At 62.6% G+C, this 23,327-nt stretch carries 17 protein-coding genes; 10 read left to right on the top strand and 7 right to left on the bottom strand.

Features of this window, described 5'->3' with window-relative positions; genetic code table 11:
- Positions 1 to 14 precede the first annotated feature (14 nt).
- Entirely contained in the window at positions 15 to 1,133 is a 1,119-nt protein-coding gene (locus BLS60_RS11655) for a branched-chain amino acid ABC transporter substrate-binding protein (RefSeq protein WP_092368120.1), read from the bottom strand.
- Between the two features lie 293 nt (positions 1,134 to 1,426).
- Between BLS60_RS11655 and BLS60_RS11650 the strand changes: the two genes are divergently transcribed.
- The 3 genes from BLS60_RS11650 to BLS60_RS11640 all read left to right on the top strand — a co-directional run bounded on the left by BLS60_RS11650 (position 1,427) and on the right by BLS60_RS11640 (position 3,147).
- Positions 1,427 to 1,732, top strand: coding sequence for a DUF2288 domain-containing protein (locus BLS60_RS11650; protein ID WP_092368117.1), 306 nt, complete (start codon positions 1,427 to 1,429; stop codon positions 1,730 to 1,732).
- 203 nt (positions 1,733 to 1,935) lie between these two features.
- Entirely contained in the window at positions 1,936 to 2,304 is a 369-nt protein-coding gene (locus BLS60_RS11645; protein ID WP_092368114.1) for a DUF5064 family protein, read from the top strand.
- Between the two features lie 51 nt (positions 2,305 to 2,355).
- Complete coding sequence (locus BLS60_RS11640; protein ID WP_092368111.1) at positions 2,356 to 3,147, top strand: hydroxypyruvate isomerase family protein; 792 nt, start codon at positions 2,356 to 2,358, stop codon at positions 3,145 to 3,147.
- On the opposite strand, the gene mdoH is transcribed toward BLS60_RS11640, so the two are convergent.
- The 3 genes from mdoH to BLS60_RS11625 all read right to left on the bottom strand — a co-directional run bounded on the left by mdoH (position 3,130) and on the right by BLS60_RS11625 (position 8,642).
- The gene (gene mdoH, locus BLS60_RS11635; RefSeq protein ID WP_070883217.1) at positions 3,130 to 5,703 is read right to left on the bottom strand and encodes a glucans biosynthesis glucosyltransferase MdoH; all 2,574 of its coding nucleotides are present in this window, start codon (positions 5,701 to 5,703) and stop codon (positions 3,130 to 3,132) included. The genes BLS60_RS11640 and mdoH overlap by 18 nt on opposite strands.
- The gene (locus BLS60_RS11630; protein ID WP_092368251.1) at positions 5,700 to 7,244 is read right to left on the bottom strand and encodes a glucan biosynthesis protein G; all 1,545 of its coding nucleotides are present in this window, start codon (positions 7,242 to 7,244) and stop codon (positions 5,700 to 5,702) included. Before BLS60_RS11630 ends, mdoH begins: the two co-directional genes overlap by 4 nt.
- Positions 7,245 to 7,385: 141 nt before the next feature.
- Positions 7,386 to 8,642 carry an acyltransferase family protein gene (locus BLS60_RS11625; protein WP_092368108.1) on the bottom strand — a complete coding sequence of 419 codons (1,257 nt, stop codon included), beginning with the start codon at positions 8,640 to 8,642 and terminating at the stop codon, positions 7,386 to 7,388.
- A 281-nt stretch (positions 8,643 to 8,923) separates the two neighbouring features.
- Between BLS60_RS11625 and BLS60_RS11620 the strand changes: the two genes are divergently transcribed.
- Positions 8,924 to 10,270: a spinster family MFS transporter gene (locus BLS60_RS11620; protein ID WP_092368105.1), complete on the top strand. Its 1,347-nt coding sequence runs from the start codon at positions 8,924 to 8,926 to the stop codon at positions 10,268 to 10,270.
- Between the two features lie 64 nt (positions 10,271 to 10,334).
- Here BLS60_RS11620 and lon read toward each other — a convergent pair whose 3' ends face one another.
- Positions 10,335 to 12,722 (bottom strand): endopeptidase La, encoded by a 2,388-nt coding sequence (gene lon, locus BLS60_RS11615; protein ID WP_070883214.1) that lies wholly within the window; start codon positions 12,720 to 12,722, stop codon positions 10,335 to 10,337.
- A gap of 193 nt (positions 12,723 to 12,915) precedes the next feature.
- On the opposite strand from lon, the gene BLS60_RS11610 reads away from it, so the two are divergent.
- The 6 genes from BLS60_RS11610 to BLS60_RS11585 all read left to right on the top strand — a co-directional run bounded on the left by BLS60_RS11610 (position 12,916) and on the right by BLS60_RS11585 (position 18,663).
- Complete coding sequence (locus BLS60_RS11610; protein ID WP_092368102.1) at positions 12,916 to 13,668, top strand: AraC family transcriptional regulator; 753 nt, start codon at positions 12,916 to 12,918, stop codon at positions 13,666 to 13,668.
- A 190-nt stretch (positions 13,669 to 13,858) separates the two neighbouring features.
- Positions 13,859 to 14,536, top strand: a complete 678-nt coding sequence (locus BLS60_RS11605) for a hypothetical protein (RefSeq protein WP_070883212.1) — start codon at positions 13,859 to 13,861, stop codon at positions 14,534 to 14,536.
- A complete protein-coding gene (locus BLS60_RS11600; RefSeq protein ID WP_070883211.1) occupies positions 14,523 to 16,829 on the top strand; it encodes a bifunctional diguanylate cyclase/phosphodiesterase in 2,307 nt (768 codons plus the stop codon). The genes BLS60_RS11605 and BLS60_RS11600 overlap by 14 nt, the downstream gene beginning before the upstream one ends.
- Positions 16,830 to 16,846: 17 nt before the next feature.
- The gene (locus BLS60_RS11595; protein ID WP_092368248.1) at positions 16,847 to 17,692 is read left to right on the top strand and encodes a DUF3034 family protein; all 846 of its coding nucleotides are present in this window, start codon (positions 16,847 to 16,849) and stop codon (positions 17,690 to 17,692) included.
- A gap of 5 nt (positions 17,693 to 17,697) precedes the next feature.
- A complete protein-coding gene (locus BLS60_RS11590) occupies positions 17,698 to 18,123 on the top strand; it encodes a group I truncated hemoglobin (RefSeq protein ID WP_420848455.1) in 426 nt (141 codons plus the stop codon).
- A gap of 84 nt (positions 18,124 to 18,207) precedes the next feature.
- Positions 18,208 to 18,663: a GNAT family N-acetyltransferase gene (locus BLS60_RS11585; RefSeq protein WP_092368096.1), complete on the top strand. Its 456-nt coding sequence runs from the start codon at positions 18,208 to 18,210 to the stop codon at positions 18,661 to 18,663.
- Positions 18,664 to 18,831: 168 nt separating this feature from the next.
- On the opposite strand, the gene BLS60_RS11580 is transcribed toward BLS60_RS11585, so the two are convergent.
- Together BLS60_RS11580 and BLS60_RS11575 are read right to left on the bottom strand one after the other, a co-directional pair.
- Positions 18,832 to 21,918, bottom strand: coding sequence for an error-prone DNA polymerase (locus BLS60_RS11580; RefSeq protein WP_092368093.1), 3,087 nt, complete (start codon positions 21,916 to 21,918; stop codon positions 18,832 to 18,834).
- Complete coding sequence (locus tag BLS60_RS11575) at positions 21,915 to 23,327, bottom strand: Y-family DNA polymerase (protein WP_092368090.1); 1,413 nt, start codon at positions 23,325 to 23,327, stop codon at positions 21,915 to 21,917. The genes BLS60_RS11580 and BLS60_RS11575 overlap by 4 nt, the downstream gene beginning before the upstream one ends.

Here is a 23,327-nt window from a genome sequence, read left to right as displayed (position 1 = left end):
TCTTTGGCGGGGACTTACTTGGCTTCGCTCTTGGTGCCGTCCTGGTGCCATTCGTAAACCACGAAGTTGAAGTCTTTCAGGTCACCTTTCTCGTCGAAGCCGAGGGTGCCAGTCGGGGTTTCGAAAGTGTTGGCGCGCAGTGCGGCCGCTACTTCGGCGGTGTCGGTGCTGCCGGCTTTCTCGATGCCACCCGCGATGACCTGCACAGCGGCGTAGGCCGGGAACACGAACGGACCACTCGGGTCTTCGTTCTTGGCCTTGAACGCTTCAACCAGCGCCTTGTTCTTCGGATCCTGGTCGAAAGACTGCGGCAGGGTGACCAGCATGCCTTCGGAAGCCGGGCCGGCGATGGCCGAGATTTCCTTGTTGCCGACGCCTTCCGGGCCCATGAAGCGAACGTCCAGGCCTTTTTCCTTGGACTGACGCAGCAGCAGGCCCAGTTCCGGGTGGTAGCCGCCGTAATAGACGAAGTCCACGCCTTGCTGCTTGAGCTTGGCGATCAGCGAGGAGAAGTCCTTGTCGCCGGCGTTGATGCCTTCGAACAGGCCGACTTTCACGCCTTTGGATTCCAGGGTTTGCTTGACGGCGCTAGCGATGCCTTCACCGTACTGCTGCTTGTCATGAATGACCGCAACGTTCTTCGGTTTAACGTGATCAGCGATGAAATTACCGGCGGTTGGGCCCTGCAGGCTGTCCAGACCGATGGTGCGGAAGATCAGTTCGTAGCCACGGGCGGTGATTTCCGGGCTGGTGGCAGCCGGAGTAACCATCAGGATGCCTTCGTCTTCGTAAATGTCCGAAGCAGGCTGAGTGGAGCTGGAGCACAGGTGGCCAATGACGAACTTGGCGCCATCGTTGACGATCTTGTTGGCAACAGCCACGGCTTGCTTGGGATCGCACGCGTCATCGTAGACCACGCCTTCGAGCTGAGCACCGTTGACGCCGCCGGCCTTGTTGATTTGCTCGATGGCCATTTTGGCACCGACGAACTGCATTTCGCCGTACTGGGCAACAGCACCGGTGACCGGACCTGCCATGGCGATCTTGATGGTGTCGGCAGCGACCGAGTAGCTGGCAGCGCCAGCGAGGGCCATAGCGGCGAACAGTTTGGAAACCTGCTTAGTAGCGTTCATTAGTGCTCCACTCGTTGTGTTCATTGTTGTAGTTCTGGTAGCCAAAGCAGCAGAACCGGAGTCGACATCCAGACCATACCCCCGGCAACTGTACCGATACAGTGTAGAGCGCAGATTTGCGCCTTGGAAAGGCGGCAATTGCGAGCGTAGGGTAAGAATGTCGCGTAATTGCAAGAAATGTATAGAAAAACGGCGGATTCCAGACTGGCGGATGGTTGACACAGGTTGCCTGCGCGCGCTCCGTCGTTATCATGGCGGCCGCTTAAAAACGGCTCTCTACATTGGAATCTGCCATGCACACTGAACCAAGCACCCTCTATGCCAAATTGCTCGGCGAGACTGCGCCTATCACCTGGCAGGAGCTGCAACCCTTCTTTGCACGCGGCGCATTGCTGTGGGTCGACAGTGGCGCGGATCTGATTGCGGTTGCCGAGGCTATTGCCGAAAACCATCACGACACCGTCGCCGCCTGGCTGGAGTCGGGGCGAGTGGCCGTGATGAACGACACCCACGCCCAGGATCTGCTTGCCCGTGATCCATCGCTTTGGGCCGTGGTTGTGGCGCCTTGGGTGCTGGTGCAGGAGCGCGCTGGAAAGTAGCGTGATCTGCGTGATTCGGCTCTAGCCGCTCTGGAATGGGCCTTCCAGGACCGAATTGCTTTTCTTCTGCTCTCTTTAGGGGCGCGGCATGCACCAATAACGTGCACGCCGGCGCCGGCATCATTGTCGCGGCGAGGTGTCTATGCTGAGGATTCGACGCCTGCCAGGCGTTCAAATGACACGCTCAGCAGAGGAGACCAGTCATGTACGAGCCCGGCCATTTACATCGTGGTAACAGTTTAGCGACGAGTGACACGCCCACTTACGCCATCGACCTGCACTACGAAGTGCGCAAGGATGCGGTCGAAGGGCCGATGCTGCACATGACCCTCAAAGGCGATATCGCCGGCACGGCGTTCGATGAATCGTTCGAGCTGCACCGTGATACCGCTTTCAACTTTGCCAGCGTGGTCAGCCGGCTGGCTCACAAGCATGGCCTGCCGACGCATGTGCTGCTGATCAGTCACGAGCATGAAGAATTCGATCTGATGTTCGAAGACATTCGCCAGCGGCTGGATGCCCACAGCGGCGATCCGGTCGACCTCGATCATCTGGAAAAAGATGGTTTATAAGCGCAGCTGATTCGCGCTGTCTTTCTAACGTGCTGCAGTACGGAGTGATGCATGAAGCTGTCCGCCAATCTGACCATGCTGTTCACCGAGCGTCCGCTACTGGAGCGCATCGTGGCAGCTGCCGCGGCGGGTTTCGATGGGGTGGAAATTCAGTTTCCCTACGAAATCCCGGCGTTGCGTTTGCAAGACCAGCTGGCGCGAGCGGGCATGCCGCTGGTGCTGATGAATTTTCCAGGCGGCGACTTCGTCACTGGCGGGCCAGGGTTGGCGGCAGTGCCAGAGCGACAGGCCGCTTTCGATCTCGCCTTGCAGGAGTCGCTGACCTATGCGGCCATGGTGCGGCCGCAGCTCATCAACGTATTGCCCGGGCGTTTGGCCGCGGGTGTTGCGCCTGAGCACGCAATGGCGACGCTGGTCGGCAATATCCGCAAAGCCGCCGAGGCGTTTCAGACCTTGGGCATCGGAGTGGTGAGCGAGGCGATCAACCCTATCGACATGCCGGGTTTTCTGGTCAACACGCCGACGCATCTGCAGGCACTGCTGGCGCAGGTCGGGCATGGCAATTTTCGGGCTCAGCTGGATATCTATCACATGGCACGCCAGGGGATTGATCCTGTCAGTGCCGTGGAGACGCTGGCCGGTCAGATCGGCCATGTGCAATTCGCGGATTGCCCGGGGCGAGGCGCGCCGGGCAGTGGCGACGTGAACTTCGTCGCGTTGCGCAAGGCGTTGAAGGAGGTCGGTTATCAAGGCTGGCTGGGCGCCGAGTACCGCCCCGAAGGAGACGATACCCGTGCCAGCCTTGATTGGATGACCGCGTGGCGGTCAGTTGACCAGGGGTGAGGAGACGCCGACCTCTGGCATCTTGAGCGCCAGGTTGGCCTGGCCGGCCTGCTGCGGCGCGCTCTGGTTGTAGGCATGGCGCCACAACGGATGCTGTTCGGCCTGCTGCCACAAGTGCGCATGCAGGCGAGCGAGCAGCACCGGATCGCTGAGCAACGCCAGCTTGCGCTTGCCGTCGAGTTTTTTCGGGCCGAGTTCCAGTGCCTCCTGCAGCGCTCGCTGGCGGGCGCGCTCGATCAGCGCCGCTTCGCCATGTCGGGCAGTCGCCATGGCGCAGGCCAACGCATTCGGGAAGGGCCGCAGCACCGCTTCCAGAAAGCCATTCTCCATCGCGTGGTCGCGGTTATGCCGGGTGTAGGCGTAAGTAGAGAGCAGCTCCTGCGGTGGGTTGGATTCTTCGGGGATCAGGAACAACTTGCTGCTCTTGCTGCGCAGGCCCAGGCTCAGGCGGCTGGAGAACACCGAGACCGGAATCGACAGCATCAGCGACACCACGATTGGCGACAGCCACCACAGGAAGTTCGGGTCAAGCCAGGCCACGCCCGCTGTCCACACGATACCCAGCAATGCCTGCCAACCGTGGCGGCGCGTGGCGTCGCCCCAGGTGGTGATGCCATTGTCACGCTGCGGCGAATTCCAGGTGGCCGACCAGCCCAGGAACGCCGCAGTCACGAACATGGTGTGGAAGAGCATGCGCACCGGCGCCAGCAGCACCGAAAAGAACATTTCCAGCAGCATGCTCAACGTCGCCTTGAAAGCGCCGCCGTAGGCCTTGGCGCCCTTGATCCAGATGAGGATCACGGCAAGCAGCTTGGGCAGGAACAGCAGGGTCAGGGTGGTGGAAAACAATGTCACGGCCAGTTGCGGGTTCCAACGTGGCCATACCGGGAACAGCTGGCCTGGTACCAGAAAGTACTGCGGTTCCATCAGCGTGTGGATGGCCAGCAGCGCCGTGGAAAGCAGCAGGAACATGAACCACAGCGGTGCCGACAGGTAGGACATCACGCCGGTGAGAAACACCGCACGGTGCACCGGGTGCATGCCCTTGACCAGAAACAGGCGGAAGTTCATCAGGTTGCCATGGCACCAACGGCGGTCGCGCTGCAGTTCGTCGATCAGGTTGGGCGGCAGTTCTTCATAGCTGCCCGGCAGGTCGTAGGCGATCCATACGCCCCAGCCGGCACGGCGCATCAGCGAGGCTTCGACGAAGTCGTGGGACATGATGGCGCCAGCGAACGAGCCTTTGCCTGGCAGCGGAGCCAGGGCGCAATGCTCGATGAATGGCTGCATGCGGATGATCGCGTTGTGGCCCCAGTAATGGGATTCGCCCAGCTGCCAGTAATGCAGGCCAGCGGTGAACAGCGGGCCATAGGCGCGGGTAGCGAACTGCTGCAGGCGCGCATAAAGGGTGTTCATGCCCGCGGCTTTCGGCGACGTCTGGATGATGCCGGCCTCGGGATTGGCCTCCATCAGCCGTACCAGTTTGGTCAGGCATTCGCCGCTCATCACGCTGTCGGCATCGAGCACCACCATATAGCGGTAGTCATCGCCCCAGCGGCGGCAGAAGTCATCGATATTACCGCTCTTGCGCTTCACGCGACGGCGGCGACGACGGTAGAAAATATTGCCGAAACCCTTGGTTTCCTGACACAGCTCCAGCCACGCGCGTTGTTCGGCGACTGCAATGTCGGCATCGCCAGTGTCGCTGAGCACGAAGAAGTCAAACTGATCCAGCTCGCCGGAAGCGGCGACCGATTCGTAGGTAGCGCGCAGGCCGGCGAAGACTCGCGGCACGTCCTCGTTGCAGATCGGCATGATGATCGCGGTGCGGGCCTTGGCGTCGATCTTCTCGTCGCCGGCGCTGCTGCCGGAAATACCGTAGCGGTCATAGCCGCGCAGCAACTCCCAGAAGCCCATCAGGGCTGTCCAGAAACCCGCCGACACCCAGCAGAAGAGCAGCGAGAACAGCGCAAGAATGCTGCCTTGCACCACGTAGGGCAGCACTTGTAGCAAGCTGGCCTGCCAGCCTTGCTCCATGACTTCCTGCAGGTTGATCAGCGCCCAGCCCTGATAGGGCAGGATGCTGTTCATGTACCAGGTGGCGACTGCAGTCTGCCCGAGCATCAGCAGCAGCAACACGTAGCGGCGCAACGAGCCGACCCGGCGCCAGCGTGCCGGCGTCAGTTCGCGTTTGGGCGGGCGTGGCGGATTGCTTTTGCCGAATAGCGAGCGAAAACCGCGGGTCAGCAGGTTGGTGCGCCACGGTTCCGGCGTCATCTTGGTGCGGCGCAACGGCGGCGCGGCGCGCAGGATCGGTCGGCCAGCGGCGTCCAGTGAGAGCAGGCCGGTAGCTTCCAGCGGCTCGCCGGCGCCAAGCTCGATCCGGCGGGCAGCCGACTTGTGAACGGCCTCTTCAGCGCCAGCCGCCTGCTCACCGGCGAGGCGGCTGTGCAGGTCGGTAAAATCGCGGCAGTCTGCCAGGGCTTCACGCTCGGTGGCACTCAGCGGCAGGCTGTCCAGGTACTCGTCCAGGGCGGACTGCTCGGCGTTTTTCATTGGGGAGTAACCGTGTTAGGCGGGAGTTGATAGCTCCAGGTTTCGCTGAGGGTTTCGTCACCCTCGACCAGAGCTGCGCGCATTTCTACCGCTTGCTTGGGGTCTTTGACCTTGAAGCGCAACGCCAGGCGCCAGCCTTTGGTTGCGGGGTTGTACTGCAGCTGGTTATCCAGCAGCTCAGCGTTGTCGTTGACGCTGAAGTTGGATGTTACCGCCGTGTCAGGCTTGAGCTTGGCAAGGGACGGCCCCTGGAAATCCACCAGCAGGGCAATGCTGCCGTCGAGCTTGCGGGTGAGGTTGGGCTGTTTGACTTCACCGGCGCTGCGCATGGTCTGTTTGACCCAGGCCGTGTCATTGCCCAACTGAGCGCGCTCGTCCTTGGTCCAGTGCATGCGGTAGTCGAACTCCATCGGCTCGCCTGGCTTGGGCTGCTCGTCAGGCGTGAAGAACGCCACGATGTTGTCGTTGGTTTCATCCGGCGTCGGAATCTCTACCAGCTCGACCTTGCCCTTGCCCCAATCACCCTTGGGTTCGATCCATACGCTGGGACGTTGCTCGTAGCGGTCGTCGAGGTCTTCATACTGAGCGAAGTCGCGGCCGCGCTGCAGCAGGCCGAAGCCTTTCGGGTTCTCGACTTCGAAGGTGCTCACAGCGAGGTTCTGCGGATTGTTGAGCGGGCGCCAGATGTGCTCGTCGTTGCCGGTATGGATCGCCAGGCCGTTGGCGTCGTGCAGGGCAGGCCGGTAGTTGGGCTTGCTCGAGCGCTGGCTAGGGCCATAGAGGAACATGCTGGTCAGCGGCGCGACGCCGAGTTTGTTGACGTTGTCACGCAGGAATACCCGCGATTGCACATCGACTACTGCATCCTTGCCGGGGCGCAGGATGAAGCGATAGGCGCCCGTAGCGCGGGGCGAGTCGAGCAGAGCGAAGATCACCAGGTGCTTGTCTTCTGCCTTGGGCCGCTCGATCCAGAACTCGCGAAAGTAGGGGAATTCTTCGCCACTCGGCAGCGCGGTGTCGATGGCCAGCCCGCGGGCCGACGAGCCGTACACCTGATCCTTGCCAATCACCCGGAAATAGCTGGCGCCCAGCAGGCTCATGATTTCGTCGGAATGGTCTTTGTTGTTGATCGGGTACATGACGCGGAAACCGGCGTAGCCGATATCCTTGACGGCGCCTTTATCGATCTTCAGGTCACCGAAGTCGAAACGCTCAGGGTCGTATTTGATTTCATTGACGCTGGTCGCGGTCACTTCGTTGAGTTTCACCGGGCTGTCGAAATGCATGCCCTGGTGATAGAAGCTCAGCTTGAACGGGGTCTTGCTGTCGGCCCACTGGTAGTTGTCTTCACGCGCCTTGATCTTCTGGTAATCGGCGAACTGCAGCGTTCGCAGCTCATTGGGCAGCGTGCTGGCGGGCGCTACATAGGGCTTGTCGAGCAACTCCTTGGCCTGTGAAGCGACATCGTCGAGCGAAAAAGCCAGTGCGTGAACACTGAACAGCGAGGTGGTGCAGGCCAGGCACAGCGCGGCTGGAAGCATGCTGTGACGGACAGATGCCTTGACGGTTTTGAGGATCACGGATCCCTCCAGAAAACAGTAGAAACAGCGGCACGGTGGGCCGAACATCTCATTCCGACCGCCATGCTTGCGGATGATTCCTCGGAATTTCTCCCGCTTCGCTCAGGATGTGCTACGCCTCACCGGCAGCCACTTGAGCAACTGCTTGCGGGTCGGCACTACAGCGTTCTCCTGGGCCCATACGCAGAGAATCACGGTAAGTAGCAGGAACAGCGGGTAGAGGGCGATCGACAAGGTCTGTTCACCGGCCTGGATTGCGCACTCGCTCCAGTTGGCGAAGCACTCGCCAGACGCCACGCCGAGCACCTTTTCCGACCGTGAAAAGAGCGTGAACGCCGGTACGTGGAGCACGAATAGCGGCAGCGAGGCCGCCCCCAGGCGCTGCGACCAGCGGCGCACCGGCTCACTGCTCGGCGAAGGCATCAGCGCGCACAGATAGATCAACATCATCTGCGAGGGCAGCAACAGGCCGTTGTGCAGCAGGTAGTACCAGTACTGCTCACCTTCGACCAGCCAGGCGGCGCCGAAAAAGCAGGTCAGCACGGTCGCGATCATCAGGCCAATGCCGGCAGCGCCCGGTTGGCGACCGGCGTCGCGCATGTCGCGAAACAGCCCATAGGCAAGGATGCCGGCCAGAAACTCCGGCAGGCGCACCAGCGGGTTGCGGTGCAGGATGCCGGTAAAGGGCATGCCGAAATCGCCGTTGAGGATCACGTAGATCGGCGGAATCATGTAAATCAGCGTCAGCACGCCAAGCCACAGTACCTTGTGCTTGAGGCGCGCCAGGCGCGGCGCCACGAACGGAAAGGTCAGGTAGAAGAAGAACAGCGTGGAAATCGACCAGAGTGGCGGGTTGAAGGTCAGATAGAGCGGGTTCCAGGCCTGCAGCATGAACAGTTGCAGCACGGTATTGAACGCCAGCTCGCCGTTGCCCATGAAGTGCTCGAGCGTGGTGCGCGAGATACCGGACATGTCTTCGTTGGTGTCGTACACCACGAAACGGATGGTGGCCTTGGTCTCGTCCGGCGGAATGCCCAGGTTGCTGATGATGAAGATGACCGCAATGGTCAGCAGCAGGGAAAAGATGTGCAGCGGATACAGGTTGGCGAAGCGTTTGCTCCAGAAGCTCATCGCTGGCTCGCGCAGGTCGCCGCGCTTGCAATACACGTGGGCGAGCAGAAACCCGGATAACACGAAGAAAGTGCTGGTGGCGAAGAAGCCGACGCCGCTGAGCTGCTTGATGATCGGCAGCTTCTGTTCCGCATAATTGTGCAGCGTATGGAAGACCACGATGTACAGGCCGAGTATGAAGCGCAGCCATTCGAGCCCGATGAAGTGTTCCTTGTCGGTTCGGGTCATCCCGTTCTCCTTAATGCCTCTGTCTGGTGCTATCGGCCGCCCTTTGGGCTGGGCGTGATGCGCGCAGTATCGCAAGCGCAGCCCTTCGGCTTCCGGGCGGCTTTCTGACAGCACAAATCGATTTTTGATCGATCTGCTTTACTCCTCATGCCGTGGCGCCAACGCCATCGCCCCTCATAAGCATGACGAATGATCATGGGGCTGCCGCTCATTCGGGGCCAACATGAATACGCCAGGGCCGGCGACGGCTTGGGCTCCAACAACAATAAGAGAGCACCGTCATGTCGCAGACCCAGCAAGCCGCGAATGCGTGGCGCATCCTGTTTTTGCTGTTCCTCGCCAACCTGTTCAACTTTTTCGACCGCACTATTCCCGCGATCATCATCGAACCGATCCGCATGGAATGGCGGCTGAGTGATTTTCAGCTGGGCATGATCGGCACCGCATTCACCTTGGTGTACGCCATCGCCGGCCTGCCATTGGGGCGCATGGCCGACACTGGCTCGCGTCGCAAGATCATGGGCTGGGGCCTGGCGGCCTGGAGCGCGTTGACTGCGGTGAACGGCCTGGCCTGGAATTACTGGAGCTTCCTGCTCATTCGCATGGGCATCGGGATTGGTGAGGCGAGCTACGCACCGGCCGCCAATTCGCTGATCGGTGATCTATTTCCGGCCCACAAACGGGCGCGGGCGATGGGCATCTTCATGCTCGGCCTGCCGCTGGGACTGTTGCTGGCGTTCTTCTCCATCGGTGCGATGGTTGCCGCGTTCGACAGCTGGCGCGCGCCGTTCTTCATCGCGGCGGTACCGGGGCTGATCCTCGCGGTGTTCGTGTTCTTCATCAAGGAGCCGCGGCGCGGCGCTGCCGAGGATATTCAGGTGGCTGCCACACCGGTCAGCCAACCGCTGCGCAAGGTGCTGCGCATTCCCACGTTCTGGTGGCTGGTGCTTGCTGGCTTGGCGTTCAACTTCGCCACCTACGCCTGTAACTCGTTCATGGTGCCGATGCTGCAGCGCTACTTTCTGATGCCGCTGCAGGAAGCGGCAGTCGCAACCGGCGTGATCGTCGGCCTCACTGGGCTGGTCGGCCTGACGCTGGGTGGCTGGATCGCCGACCGGATTCATCAGAAATACCGCAACGGGCGTTTGCTGTTTGCCGCTTTCAGCATGCTCGTCGCCACCCTATGTACCGGCTATGGCCTCTATGCAGGGCGCATCGAGATCGGCTTGTTCGTGGCGCTGTTCAGCCTCGGCTGGCTGTTCGCCTACAACTTTTATACCTGCGTCTATACCGCGATTCAGGACGTGATCGAGCCGCGTCTGCGGGCGACTGCCATGGCGCTGTATTTCGCGGGGTTGTATCTGCTGGGTGGAGGCCTGGGGCCTATTGCAGTAGGGCTGCTGTCCGACCACTTTTCCTCGGCAGCCATGCTGGCGGCAGGTGCCGACGAGATGAGCGAAACCTTCAAGGCGGTTGGCCTGCACGATGCCCTCTACCTGGTGCCGGTGGCCTTGCTGTTGACCATGCTGGCGCTGCTGCAGGCTTGCCGCTGTTTCGTGGGTGATGCGCAGCGGATGCGGGAGGGGCTCGTCGAATCGGCCGCAGCGGATGCGGCCGTCGTCAAGTAAGGGGTGGGATAACCCTGCTGACATGACACGAATCCGCGTCATGTCAGCAGGTTGAGCAGCCGACTTAGTCGAACAGCACCTTGGCGACATCGCTGTAGCGTTTGGCGAAATGCACGGTGATGCCTTCCTTGAGGTATTCCGGCAGTTCCTCGTAGGAACCGCGGTTGGCCTCGGGCAGGATCAGCTCGTAGATTTTCTGCCGGCGCGCGGCGATAACCTTCTCGCGCACGCCGCCAATCGCCAGTACCTGGCCGGTGAGGGTCAACTCGCCAGTCATGGCCACGCCTTTTTTCGGCGCCTGGTTACGGGCCAGAGACAGCAGAGCGCTGGCCATGGTTACACCCGCGCTCGGGCCATCCTTGGGCGTGGCGCCTTCTGGTACGTGCATGTGCACCAGTGCCTGATCGAAGAAGGCCGTGTCGCCCTTGTAGGTCTTCAGGTTGGAGCTGATGTAGCTGTAGGCGATTTCCGCCGACTCCTTCATGACCTCGCCGAGCTGGCCGGTGAGCTTGAAGCCGCGGTTCAGGGTATGCACACGTGTCGCCTCGATCGGCAGCGTGGCGCCGCCCATGCTGGTCCACGCCAGGCCGGTGATCACACCAACGCCGGAAAGCACTTGCTCGCTGCGGAATACCGGCATACCCAGGTACTGCTCCAGGTCCTTGGCAGCGATCTTGACCTTGCTCTGCGGGTCTTCGAGCAGCTTCACCACGGCTTTGCGCACCAGCTTGCCGAGCTGCTTCTCCAGCTGGCGCACGCCAGCTTCACGGGCATAACCCTCGATCAGCGCACGCAGCGCGCTGTCGCTGATCGACAGCTGTTTGGGCGATACGCCGGCCTTGTTCAGTTGTTTGGGCCACAGGTGACGTTTGGCGATTGCCAGTTTTTCTTCGGTGATATAGCCGGACAGGCGAATCACCTCCATGCGATCGAGCAGCGGGCCGGGGATCGAGTCCAGGGTGTTGGCGGTACACACGAACAGCACCTTGGAGAGGTCCAGGCGCAGATCCAGATAGTGGTCGAGGAATTCGACGTTCTGCTCCGGGTCCAGCGTTTCCAGCAACGCCGAGGCCGGGTCGCCCTGGAAGCTGCTGCCCATCTTGTCGATTTCGTCGAGCATGATCACCGGGTTCATCACCTCGACATCCTTGAGCGCCTGCACCAGCTTGCCGGGCAGGGCGCCGATGTAGGTGCGGCGGTGGCCCTTGATCTCGGCTTCGTCGCGCATGCCGCCGACGGAAAAGCGATAGAACGGGCGGCCCAGGGATTCCGCGATGGATTTGCCGATGCTGGTCTTGCCGACGCCGGGCGGGCCGACCAGCAGCACAATGGAGCCGGCGATCTCGCCCTTGAAGGCACCGACAGCAAGGAACTCAGTGATGCGCTCCTTGATGTCGTCCATGCCGGCATGGTGGTCATCGAGCACGTTGCGGGCGTGTTTGAGGTCGAGTTTGTCCTTGCCGACCACGCCCCACGGCACACTGGTGGCCCAGTCCAGGTAATTGCGGGTTACCGAGTATTCAGGTGAGCCGGTTTCCAGCACCGAAAGCTTGTTCATCTCATCATCGATGCGCTTGCGCGCCTGGTCGGGCAGGGTCTTGCCTTCCAGGCGCTGGCTGAACTGCTCGGCATCGGCGCTGCGGTCATCCTTGGTGATACCGAGTTCCTGCTGGATGATCTTCAGCTGTTCCTTGAGGAAGAACTCGCGCTGATGCTCGCCCACCGAACGGTTCACCTCGGCGGACAGCTCGTGCTGCAGGCGCGCTACTTCGACTTCCTTGCGCAGCAACGGCAGCACTTTTTCCATGCGCTTGAGAATTGGCACGGTATCGAGCACTTCCTGCAGTTCCTTCGACGGCGCCGTGGTCAGCGCGGCGGCGAAGTCGCTGAGCGGCGAGGGCTCGTTGGGGCTGAAGCGGTTGAGGTAGTTCTTCAACTCCTCGTTGTACAGCGGGTTGAGCGGCAGCAGCTCTTTGATCACGTTGATCAACGCCATGCCATAGGCCTTCACCTCGTCACGCGAGTCATTGGCGTTGCGCGGGTACTCGACTTCGGCCAGGTAGGGCGGGCGGTGATGCTTGAGCCAGCCGCGGATGCGCACGCGGGTCAGGCCCTGAGCGACGAATTGCAATTTGCCGTCGTCGTTGCTGATGTGATGCACGCGCACCACGGTGCCGTGCTCCGGCAGGCTGGACGTATCGAAATGGCGCGGGTCAGTGACCGGCTGATCGACGTAAAAAAGGGCCAGGGTGCGGTGTTCGGTCTTGCTGACCAGCTCCAGGGTTTCTGCCCAGTGTTCCTCGTTGAGGATCACCGGCAGTACTTGTGCGGGGAAGAACGGCCGATTGTGGATCGGAATCACATAGAGTTTGTCCGGCAGATTCTGGCCGGGCAGCATCAGGCTGTGGCTGGTCTGCTCCGAAGCGATCTCGATATCTTGCGGTTCGTTCATGCGGCACCTGTCTTTTCACGTTGAGTGTTAGATGGGGGGTTGCCGGCTTTTTTCAACATTTATTCGTGTGCAGGCTGGCCACAGCCTGTGTGCGAATGTTCCTTGCACTGCCACGCTTTCCACCGGTCGTGGCCCATACAGTTTTTGCATGCAACGCGGTAGAGTGCTCGCTTCGCTCATCGAGTCGCGAATCATGCTCAACGCCCGCCTCATGCGCCTGGACGACCAGGCCCACGAACACACTCACGACCACCATCAGTTGGTGATGTCGGTGTCCGGGCGTGCCGAATTCGAGGTAGTGGGGCGCGGCGGCGAGGTGTGCCGAATGCGTGCCTGCCTGGTGCCCGGCGATGCCGATCACCAGTTCGCCGGCATCGGCGATAACCGCATGCTGATCGTCGACCTCAACGATCAGGATATGTCTGCCGAAGACCTGCAACTGCTCGGCCATTTGTTCGACACGCCGCGTTATCCGCAGCTGGATGCCGACTTCCAACATTTGCTGTGCTATGCAGGTGCTGAGCTGGAGCGCTACGGCACTGATCCGCTGCTGGCGCGCTCGCTGGGCGGCGTGCTGCTGCGCGCCTTGCACCTTCGGGTATTCGGCGAGCAGGCCGAGCGCGGACACGGTTCACTGGATGTGCAGCGCCTCGATGCCTACATCGGCAGCAATCTGGCGCGGCGCATCAGTGTCGCCGAGCTGGCGCACGTCGCGTGCCTGAGCCCCAGCCATTTCCACGCCCAGTTCAAGGACAGCGTTGGCCTCACACCGCATCAATATCTGCTCAAGGCGCGCCTCGACTATGCCACGCGGCTGCTGCGCGAAAGTGGCCTGCCCTTGATCCGCATCGCTGAAGAGTGCGGTTTCTCCAGCCAGAGCGCGCTGACCACCGCAATGCGCCGCTATCTCGGCTTGACCCCGAAACGCCTGCGCGGTTGCGAATAGCCGCTTCGGCGGCTGGCGCGCGGCATTTCGTCCGTTATCCGGCTGGCTAGTGGCATTTTGCCTCTGCTTATCTCGATAAAAGCGTGATCTTATCCATTCCGCCAGCTAATCTTTCCGGCAGCCCTTCACATCACCGAAGAGCGCGCGTAGCGGTCTCGATAGAAGCCGGCGTGTCCTGGACGAGTTCATCATGATCAAACGGTTTTTCCTCACACTGCCGCTGTTATTTGCCTCGCTGGCCGCTGTCCAGGCCGCCAGCCTGCAGGGCGAGCTGGTGGACTCCAAGGGCGCACCGCTGGCCAATGCAGTGGTCACTCTGCAAGGCTCGGCGGTTGGCGCCGCTGCCCCTGGCAAGGCTGTGGTCGACCAGCATGAAATGCGCTTCGTGCCCAGCGTACTGGCCGTGCGCACCGGCACCGCGGTGACCTTCCCGAACAGTGACGACATCCGTCACCACGTGTATTCGTTCTCTGCGCCCAAGCGCTTCGAGTTACGTCTGTATCAGGGCACGCCCAGCGCGCCGGTGGTGTTCGACAAGCCTGGGCTGGTGGTGCTCGGCTGCAACATTCACGACTGGATGGTCGGCTACGTATACATCACCGATGATCCCTGGTTCGCCGTCAGTGACGCCCAGGGCAAGCTCACCATCGACAACCTGCCAGCAGGGGATTACCGCGTGACGCTTTGGCATTCGGCATTGCCGTCCATGCTGCCTCAGCAGGGCGGCAGCGTGACGGTCGGTGCTACTGCCGTACAGCAGCGCTTCCAATTGCCAATCGAGGCTCCCAGCGAAATCGAACCGCCCGGCGAGCCCGCCAGCGCCTTTGGTGACGCGTTCAAGAAAGCCGTAGAACATGGTTCGCACTAGCTTTCAGGCGCGCATTGCCAGTGTGTTGATCCTGCTGTTGCTGGTAGTGATCGGCGCTCTTTACTTTGCCGTGCAGGCTGCCACGAACGCCTCGATCCGCACCCAGGCCCGCGAGCAGCTGGATGTGGGCACCGCCATGTTCGGGCAATTGCTCGATATGCACGCGCGCCAGCTCAAGGACGCGGTGCAGGTGCTGACTACCGATTTTGGCTTTCGCGAGGCGGTGGCCAGTGATGACGAGGCGACCATTCGCTCGGCGCTGTTGAACCAGGGCGCGCGCATCAACGCCGGCGTGGTGATGATGTTCAACATGGACGGCAAGCTGACTGCCAATACGCTGGCCCCCCTGTCTGCTGCTCGTGCCGAACAGATCAACGCGCAGCTGAGCGGTCAGGGACAAAGTTTTCTAATGCCGTTCGATGGCAGCATCTATTTGCTGGTGCAGGCCACTGTCAGCGCGCCGCTGCCGATCGCTCGCCTGGTCATGGGGTTCGCCATTGATGACAGCTTCGCCCGTGAGTTGAATCAACTGACGCACCTGGATCTGACCCTGACCGGCAGCATGGAAGGGCAGCCTGATGTGCGCGTGAGCACGCTCGATGACATGCCGATGATCAGATTCGAGGGCGACAGCGGCGAAGTGCTGCACGGCGGCGAGCCATTTCTGGTGCAGCGTTTGGTATTGGCCAGCGGAGATGGCTTCCGCGTGCAGGCGCTTTTGCAGCGTTCGCTGGAAGAGGCGCGTAACTCCATCGCTGCGCTCAATCAGAAGATTTTGTTGATCGCCATGGCTGCGCTGGTGGCATCGCTGGTCGGTGCCTTGCTGCTGGCGCGCAGTTTGTCGCGACCGATCCGCCGTCTGGCAGACGCCGCAGACCGGGTCGGGAAGGGCGATTACGACGTCCCGCTGGCCCTTGACCGAGCCGACGAGCTGGGCAGCTTGGCCAAGGCATTCCAGGGCATGCAGCACGGCATCGCCGAGCGCGAACGGCAGCTGGCCTACAACGCGCTGCATGACTCGTTGACTGGCCTGCCCAACCGCAATCTGGCGCTCGAGCGCCTGGGCAGCGCGATCAGCGCCGACCGGCATATCGCTCTGCTGTACCTGGGCATCGGCAATTTCCGCACGGTCAGCGAGAGCTGCGAGGCCGGCGGCGGTGACCGTGTCGTGCAGCAACTGGTCAACCGGCTTCAGGTCGCACTGCGGCCCAGGGACAGCATGGCGCGGCTGGTGGGTGATGAATTCGTGCTGTTGCTCGAAGGCTCCGATGTCGACAGCGCGGTGGCCACCGCCGACCGCATCCAGCAGCTTTCCATGAAACCGTTCAAAGTAGATAACGTGGACCTCGCGCTGGACTGCCGAATTGGCATCGCCGCTTATCCCACCGACGGCTCCACACCTGAGGAGCTGTTACGTCGCGCCGCTATCGCCATGCAGGATGCCGGGCATCATGCAGGGCGGATTCAGGTGTACGAAAGTGGCCGCGACATCGCACTGCAGCGTCAGGTGCAGCTGATTCGCGACCTGCGCCGGGCCGCTCAGCAAGACGAATTATTGCTGCACTACCAGCCAAAACTGGATCTGCGTGATCGCACGAAAATTCAGGCCGAGGGCCTGTTGCGCTGGCAACATCCGCAGCTGGGCATGATCTCGCCGGGTGAGTTCATTCCGCTGGCGGAGCGCACCGGCAGTATTCAGCTGCTCAGCGCCTGGGTGATCGAAGAGGGTGTGCGGCAGTTACAGCACTGGCGCACGCTTGGTTTCTCCGTGCAGCTGTCGCTGAACATCTCCACCGAAGACCTTCTGGACACCGAGCTGCCAGCGCGGGTCGGTGAGCTGCTGGCTCACCATGACGTACCCGGCTCACAGCTGACGTTCGAGATCACCGAAAGCGGCGTGATGCTCAACCCGACTGTGGCGCTGCAGGTGCTGCACGGGCTGCGCGAGAAAGACATCTGCCTGTCGGTGGACGACTTCGGCACCGGCTACTCATCGCTCACCCAGCTCAAGCGCATGCCGGTGCAGGAATTGAAGATCGACCAGGCTTTTATTCGCGACCTGCACGAAACCAGCGAAGACGCCATGATCGTGCGCTCGACCATCGAGATGAGCCACAGCCTTGGCCTCACGGTAGTGGCAGAAGGCGTCGAGCTGCAGCGCAGCCTGGATTTGCTCGAGCGCTGGAACTGCGACAGCGTGCAGGGCTACCTGATCAGTCGGCCATTACCAGTGCAAGCCTTCGAAGCCTGGATGCAGCGGCCATCATCGTCTCCCAATTCTCTGGTGCATTGACCATGTTCGTAGCGCAAATGACCGGTGCCGTTCTGTTCGGCATGCTCACCACGGCAGCGTTCGCTGGTGAAGGACGACTCTTGGTGACCGGCGGTGCTACCAGCCTGGAAGGCGCTGCTGGTGGCGGCATCACGCCGTGGGCCGTGTTGTCCGGTTACGGCGAGCAGGGCGAGTGGGGCGCGGACGTATTCGCCACGCGCGTGGAGACTGGTGACTATCGGCTCGACGTGGCCGGTGTGGCCGCCGCCTATGGCAATCGCATCGAGCTGTCCTACGCTCGCCAGCGCCTCGACCTGGGCAACCTGGCGCGCGATTTGAGCCTACCCGAGAACAGCCTCAGCCAGGATGTCTTTGGCCTCAAGGTGCGGCTGTTCGGCGACCTGATCTACGATCAGCTTCCGCAGGTTTCCCTGGGTATCCAGCACAAGCGCCAGAAGGATTTTCTGATTCCCAGTCTGGTGGGCGCCCAGCGCAGCGAAGACACCGAAGGCTACCTGACCGCCAGCCGCCTGTTTCTCGGCGGCGCCTTCGGCTACAACCTGTTGCTCAATGGGGGCGTGCGCTACAGCCGGGCCAACGAGCTCGGGCTATTAGGGTTCGGTGGCGATCGCCGCGACCGCCACTCGGTGCTCAAGGAAGGCTCCGTGGCGGTGTTGCTCAACCGCTACTGGGCGGTTGGCGTCGAATACCGGGAGAAACCGGACAACCTCAGTTTCGCCGGTGAGAGCGACTGGGCCGACCTGTTCGTCGGCTACTTCCCCAACAAGCACCTGGCCATTGTGTTGGCGTACGCGCGGCTGGGCGAAATCGCCACGCTGGATAACCAGAACGGTGCTTATCTGTCCGTGCAAGGGAGCTTCTGAACATGCTGCGTTCACTGTGCATTGCGGCGTTTTCACTGGTCTTGCTGGTCGGCTGCGCCCAGCAACCCGCCAAGGATGACAGCCTTTACCGTGAGCTGGGCGAGAAGCCCGGTATCACCCGCATCGTCGAGGGCATGCTGCTCAACGTGGCGCGCGATGAGCGCATCGTGCATTTCTTTACCAAAGTCGATATCGCCGGGCTGCGCGACAAGCTGGTCGACAAGTTCTGTGTGATCGCCGGCGGGCCGTGCGTGTATTCCGGCGACACGCTGGAGGAAAGTCACAAAGGCCAGAAGCTGACGCCAAGTCACTTCAACGCCCTGGTCGAGGATCTGCAGGTCGCAATGGACAGCGAAGGCGTACCGACGCCGACGCAGAATCGCCTGCTGGCGCGCCTGGCAGCGTTGCGCGGGCAGATCATCGCGCAATGAGGCGCTGTGCCGCGTTTGTTTTCTCGTTGAGCAAATAGGCTTAAAGTCGCTGCCGTCTTTCTGCCTATTTTTCGCGAGCCTCTCATGTCCGTTACCTGGCACTGCAAACCCCACTCCGACCTCAGCAAGCACGAGCTGTACGCCGCCCTGGCGCTGCGCACCCAGGTCTTCGTCGTCGAGCAGAACTGCCCGTACCTGGAAGTCGATGGCCGTGATCTCGAAGGCGACACCTGCCATCTGCTGGGCTGGCAGGGCGATGAACTGGTGGCTTACCTGCGCCTGCTTGATCCCGCGCTCAATGAGGGTGATGTGGTCATCGGCCGTGTGGTCACCGCCGCCAGCGCACGCGGCGCCGGGCTTGGCTACGGCATGATGGAACAGGCGCTGCAGGCCTGTGCCCAGCGCTGGCCGGGTGTGCCGGTTTACCTGTCCGCCCAGGCGCACCTGCAGGGTTACTACGGGCGCTACGGTTTCGCCGCGGTGACCGACGAATATCTGGAAGACGATATCCCGCACATCGGCATGCGCCGCACGCTGTAAGCGACAGGCCTGCGTCGCCAGCCACTTTGTAGGAGCGCGCCATGCACGCGAAGTAACGGGCATGATCCGTTCCCACAACCTTGCGAAATCATCAGCCCGTAGGATGGGCGGCTGCCCATCAAGCCTGTAGCCGAACGACAAAGGCGGCCCGCTGCCGCCCATCACCGCTCAGTGGAAATCCCGACTGCGCACGTCCAGCCCCAACAGCCAGTCGGTCAGGTCGACCAGTCGCCCGGCGATCACGTGCTGCACGCCATTGGCGGCTTCCAGGTGGCCGTCGATGCGCAGCAATTGAGCCTGCAGTAGCGTCTTGCGTTGGCGCTCGGCGAGGTCCAGGCGCACCAGCACGTTGATCATGCCGAACTCGTCTTCGAGGGTGACGAAGGTCACGCCGCTGGCGGTTTGCGGGCGCTGGCGGCCGATGACCAGGCCAGCCACGCTGACCATCCGCCCAGGCTCCACGTGCTGCAGCTCGCGGCGGCTGCGGCAGCCGGCCGCGCGTAGTTTGCTGCGTAGCAAGGACAGTGGGTGTGGGCCGAGCGTGGTGCCCAGCGTCGCGTAATCGGTCAGCAGGTTTTCGCCGATGCTGGGGCGCGGCAGCGCGATGCTGGTTTCCGTCTGCGCCGGCAGGCTGGCGAACAGCGGTAACTGCGGCTCAACGCCGGCGATGGCCCAACGCGCCTGATGACGGTGGCCAACCAGTGCCTGCAGCGCGCCGGCATCGGCCAGCCGGGCGCGGGCATTGTTGTCCAGCCCTGCGCGCTGGCACAGGTCGGCAATGTCGTGGAAGGGCGCAACGCTGCGGGCGGCGACGATGCGTTGCGCCGCGTCCTCGCGAAAACCTTTGACCAGGCGCAGACCGAGGCGGATCGCCGGTTGTGGCTTGTCGATGGCTTCCAAGGTGCAGTCCCACCCGCTGTAGCGCACGTCCACCGGATGAATGCGCAAGCCGTGGCGGCGTGCGTCCTGCAGCACCTGGTCAGGGTTATAGAAGCCCATCGGCCAGCTGTTGATCAGCGCGCAGGCGAAGGCCGCGGGCTCGTGGCACTTGAGCCAGCAACTGGCGTAAGTAAGCAGGGCGAAACTGGCCGCATGGGATTCGGGAAAGCCATAGCTGCCAAAACCCTTGATCTGCTCGAAGATGCGGCCGATGTATTCGAGCGGATAGTTCTTCTCGAGCATGCGTTCTGTCAGCCGCTTGCGGTGTGGCTCCAGGCCGCCGTGGCGCTTCCAGGCGGCCATGGAGCGGCGCAGCTCATCGGCTTCGCCAGCGCTGTATCCTGCTGCGATGATCGCCAGCTCCATCACTTGCTCCTGGAACAGCGGTACGCCCAGGGTGCGCTCGAACACCGGCTTCAGTTCCTCGGACGGGTAGGTCACCGCTTCTTCCTTGTTACGCCGCCGCAGGTACGGGTGCACCATATCGCCCTGAATCGGCCCCGGCCGCACGATGGCCACCTGGATCACCAGATCGTAGAAGGTCGCGGGACGCAGGCGCGGCAGCATGGCCATCTGCGCGCGGGATTCGATCTGGAACACGCCCACGGTGTCTGCCCGGCTGATCATCGCGTAGGTGGCCGAGTCTTCCGGTGGCAGGCTGGCCAGCGTCCAGCGTTTGCCGCGGTAGTCGGCCAGCAGGTCGAAGCAGCGGCGCAGGGCGCTGAGCATGCCCAGGGCAAGCACATCGACCTTGAGCAGGCCGACGGCGTCGAGGTCGTCCTTGTCCCACTGGATCACCGTGCGGTCGGCCATGCTGGCGTTTTCCACGGGCACCAAGGTGTCCAATGGGTATTCAGAAATCACGAAGCCGCCAGGGTGCTGCGAGAGGTGGCGGGGAAAGCCGATCAGCTCGCCCGCCAGCACCAGCGCGCGGTGCAGCACCTTGCTCTGCGGGTCGAAGCCGGCTTCGCGCAGGCGCTCGGCATCAGGAATACGGTCGCTCCAGCGGCCACAGCAGGCGGCCAGAGCATTGATCTGGTCCGGCGGCAAACCCAGCGCCTTGGCGACATCACGAATCGCTCCGGCGCCGTGGTAGGTGCTGACCACCGCGGTCAGTGCCGCCCGCTCGCGGCCATAGCGGCGAAACACGTACTGGATGACCTCCTCGCGACGGTCATGCTCGAAATCCACGTCGATATCGGGCGGCTCGTTGCGCTCGCGGGACAGGAAGCGTTCGAACAACAGCCGGCTGTTACCCGCCATCGGGTCCAGCTCGGTGATGCCGAGGGCGAAGCACACCGAAGAGTTGGCCGCCGAGCCTCGTCCCTGGCAGAGAATCGACTGCTCACGGGCGAAGCGGACAATGTCGTGCACGGTAAGGAAATAGCTTTCGTAATGAAGTTCGCAGATCAGCGAGAGTTCTTTTTCTATCTGTGCGCGTACTTTTTCACTGATGCCGCCAGGCCAGCGCCAGCGGATGCCGTCCTCAACCAGCTTGCGCAGCCATGAGCTGGCGTCGTGGCCAGCCGGCACCAGCTCATGGGGATACTGATACTTGAGTTCGTCGAGGTCGAAACGGCAGCGCTCGGCAAGGCGCAGGGTTTCGGCCAACAACCGCGGCGGATACAGCTCGGCCAGTTCCTCGCGGCGGCGCAGGTGCCGCTCGCCATTGGCGAACAGGTGGGCGCCGGCTTCGGCTACCGGCAGATGGTGACGGATCGCCGTCATGCAATCCTGCAGGGCACGGCGGCCGCGGGCATGCATGTGCACATCGCCGCAGGCGACCGGCTGGATAGCCAGCTGCCCGGCCAAGCTCAGGCAATGTTGCAGGTGCGCCTGGTCATCGGCGCCACGGTGCAGCTCCACACCCAGCCACAGCCGTTCAGGGAAGCGCGCCTGCAGCCAGGCGCCAGCGCTGTTGTCATCCTCCGGGCGAGGCAGCCAGATGGCCAGCAAGCCTTCGGGTGCTGCGGGCAAGTCTTCATTCAGCAGCCGGTAGCGACCTTTTTCTGCCCGCCGCCTGGCACGGGTGATCAGCCCGCACAACGCCTGGTAGCCGGTCAGGTTCTCGGCCAGCAGGACCAGCCGGGCGCCGTTCTCCAGCAGCATTTCGCTGCCGACGATCAATGCGACTTCATGCTTCTTGGCGGCCTGCCAGGCACGCACGATGCCGGCCAGGGTGCATTCATCGGTGATCGCCAGCGCGCGGTAGCCGAGCAGCTGCGCGCGCTCGAACAGCTCATCGGCGCTGGAGGCGCCACGCTGGAAGCTGAAGTTCGATAGGCAGTGCAGCTCGGCATACTCGGGCAGGCTCATGCGAACCATCCGTGCAGCTGCAGCGGGCCGTCTTCGCCGACACTGCGGAACGCCCAGCCGCGCTGGCCGTTGCGGGTTTCTACCAAGTAGTAATCGCGGCGCACGTCTTCGCCATCCCACCAGCCGGACTCGATGCGCTCCGGTCCCATCAGAATGCGCAGCCCGCCTTCACGCAGCACCTGCGGTTCCGCCAGCAGCCAGGTGGGGCGCGCGCCGCTGTGGCGGGTCAGCGAACTGCTGGCCGTCTGCGTGCGCCAGGCTTTTTCCGGGCGGTGGTCGGCATGGGCATTCAGGCTTAGCACTGCGTCGTCACCCAGGCGCGCCCGCAAGCGTTCGCGCAACTGCTCCCAGCCCAGGGTCTGCTGCGGGCGCTCGTCGAACAGGGCCTGATGCTGCGGCACGAAAACCGGCAGATCGCGGGCCACCAAGCGGATCGCCAGCACCGGCGAGCGCAGTTGCAGCTGTTCCAGGCGGCCGCGGGTGAACTCCAGCAGCATCGCCGCCTCCCGTTCAGTGCTGAGCAGGCCGACTGGCACCTGACTGTCATCGCCCTCACGGTGTTCCAGGTGCAGCACGAAACGCTGCACGCCGCAGTCCCGACCTGCCAGGTAAGCGGCCAGGTCTGCCGTCAGCCGGCGCAGCGGAAACAGCAGCGCCTGGGTCGACTCCACCTCGAAATGCAGCTCCAGGCGCGTATCGAACACATCTGGCGGCCGGTAATAGTCCAGCGCCAACGGGCGTACGCCGAGCAGGGTATCCAACTGGGCGAGCAGTTCCGGCGGAAAGCGCCGCGCCAGGCTGTCACGCGGCAGCGCCTGCAACTGGCGCACCTGACGCAGGCCCATGCGTGCCAGCGCTGTGACCAGCTCGGCAGGCAGGCCGATGCGATCCAGTGGCATGGCCGCGATGCGCTGGCGCAGCGCCTGTTCGTCGCTCACCGCCAGGCCATCGTGGAGGTTGGCGAGCATCCGCGCCGCGGCCGGGTTATGCGCCAGGGTGATGCGGTGCCGAAAGCCCAGCGCCGTCAGCTCCTCGCGCAAACGCGCCTCGAAACGTGGCCAGGGCCCAAATAGCGCGAGGCTGGATTGCACCTCCAGCAGCAGGCAACGCGGGTAATGCAGGCTCACCTGGGAACTGAAGCCATAGGCCCACGCAGCGAGAAAATTACGCCAGCGCTCGATCTCCGCGGGCTCGTACTCGGCGCTGGCGAAGGCGCAATTGAGCGACTGTGCGGCCGTCAGCGTCTGCCCAGGGCGCAAGCCAAGCGCCCGCGCCGAGGGTGTGACGGCCTGCAACAGCCGGCGCTGCGGTGGGCCGCTGAGCAGCACCAGCGGCGTGTCGCTGTCTTCGCGGCCACGCAGTATTCCGTCCATGGCCAGTTGCGGCAGCAGAATGCAGGCCCAGCGCAT

The sequence above is a fragment of the Phytopseudomonas seleniipraecipitans genome (genome assembly GCF_900102335.1).
Classification (GTDB): domain Bacteria; phylum Pseudomonadota; class Gammaproteobacteria; order Pseudomonadales; family Pseudomonadaceae; genus Aquipseudomonas; species Aquipseudomonas seleniipraecipitans.
The sequence above is the reverse complement of the archived record's forward strand: the minus strand, read 5'-3'. Positions and strand labels throughout refer to the sequence as shown.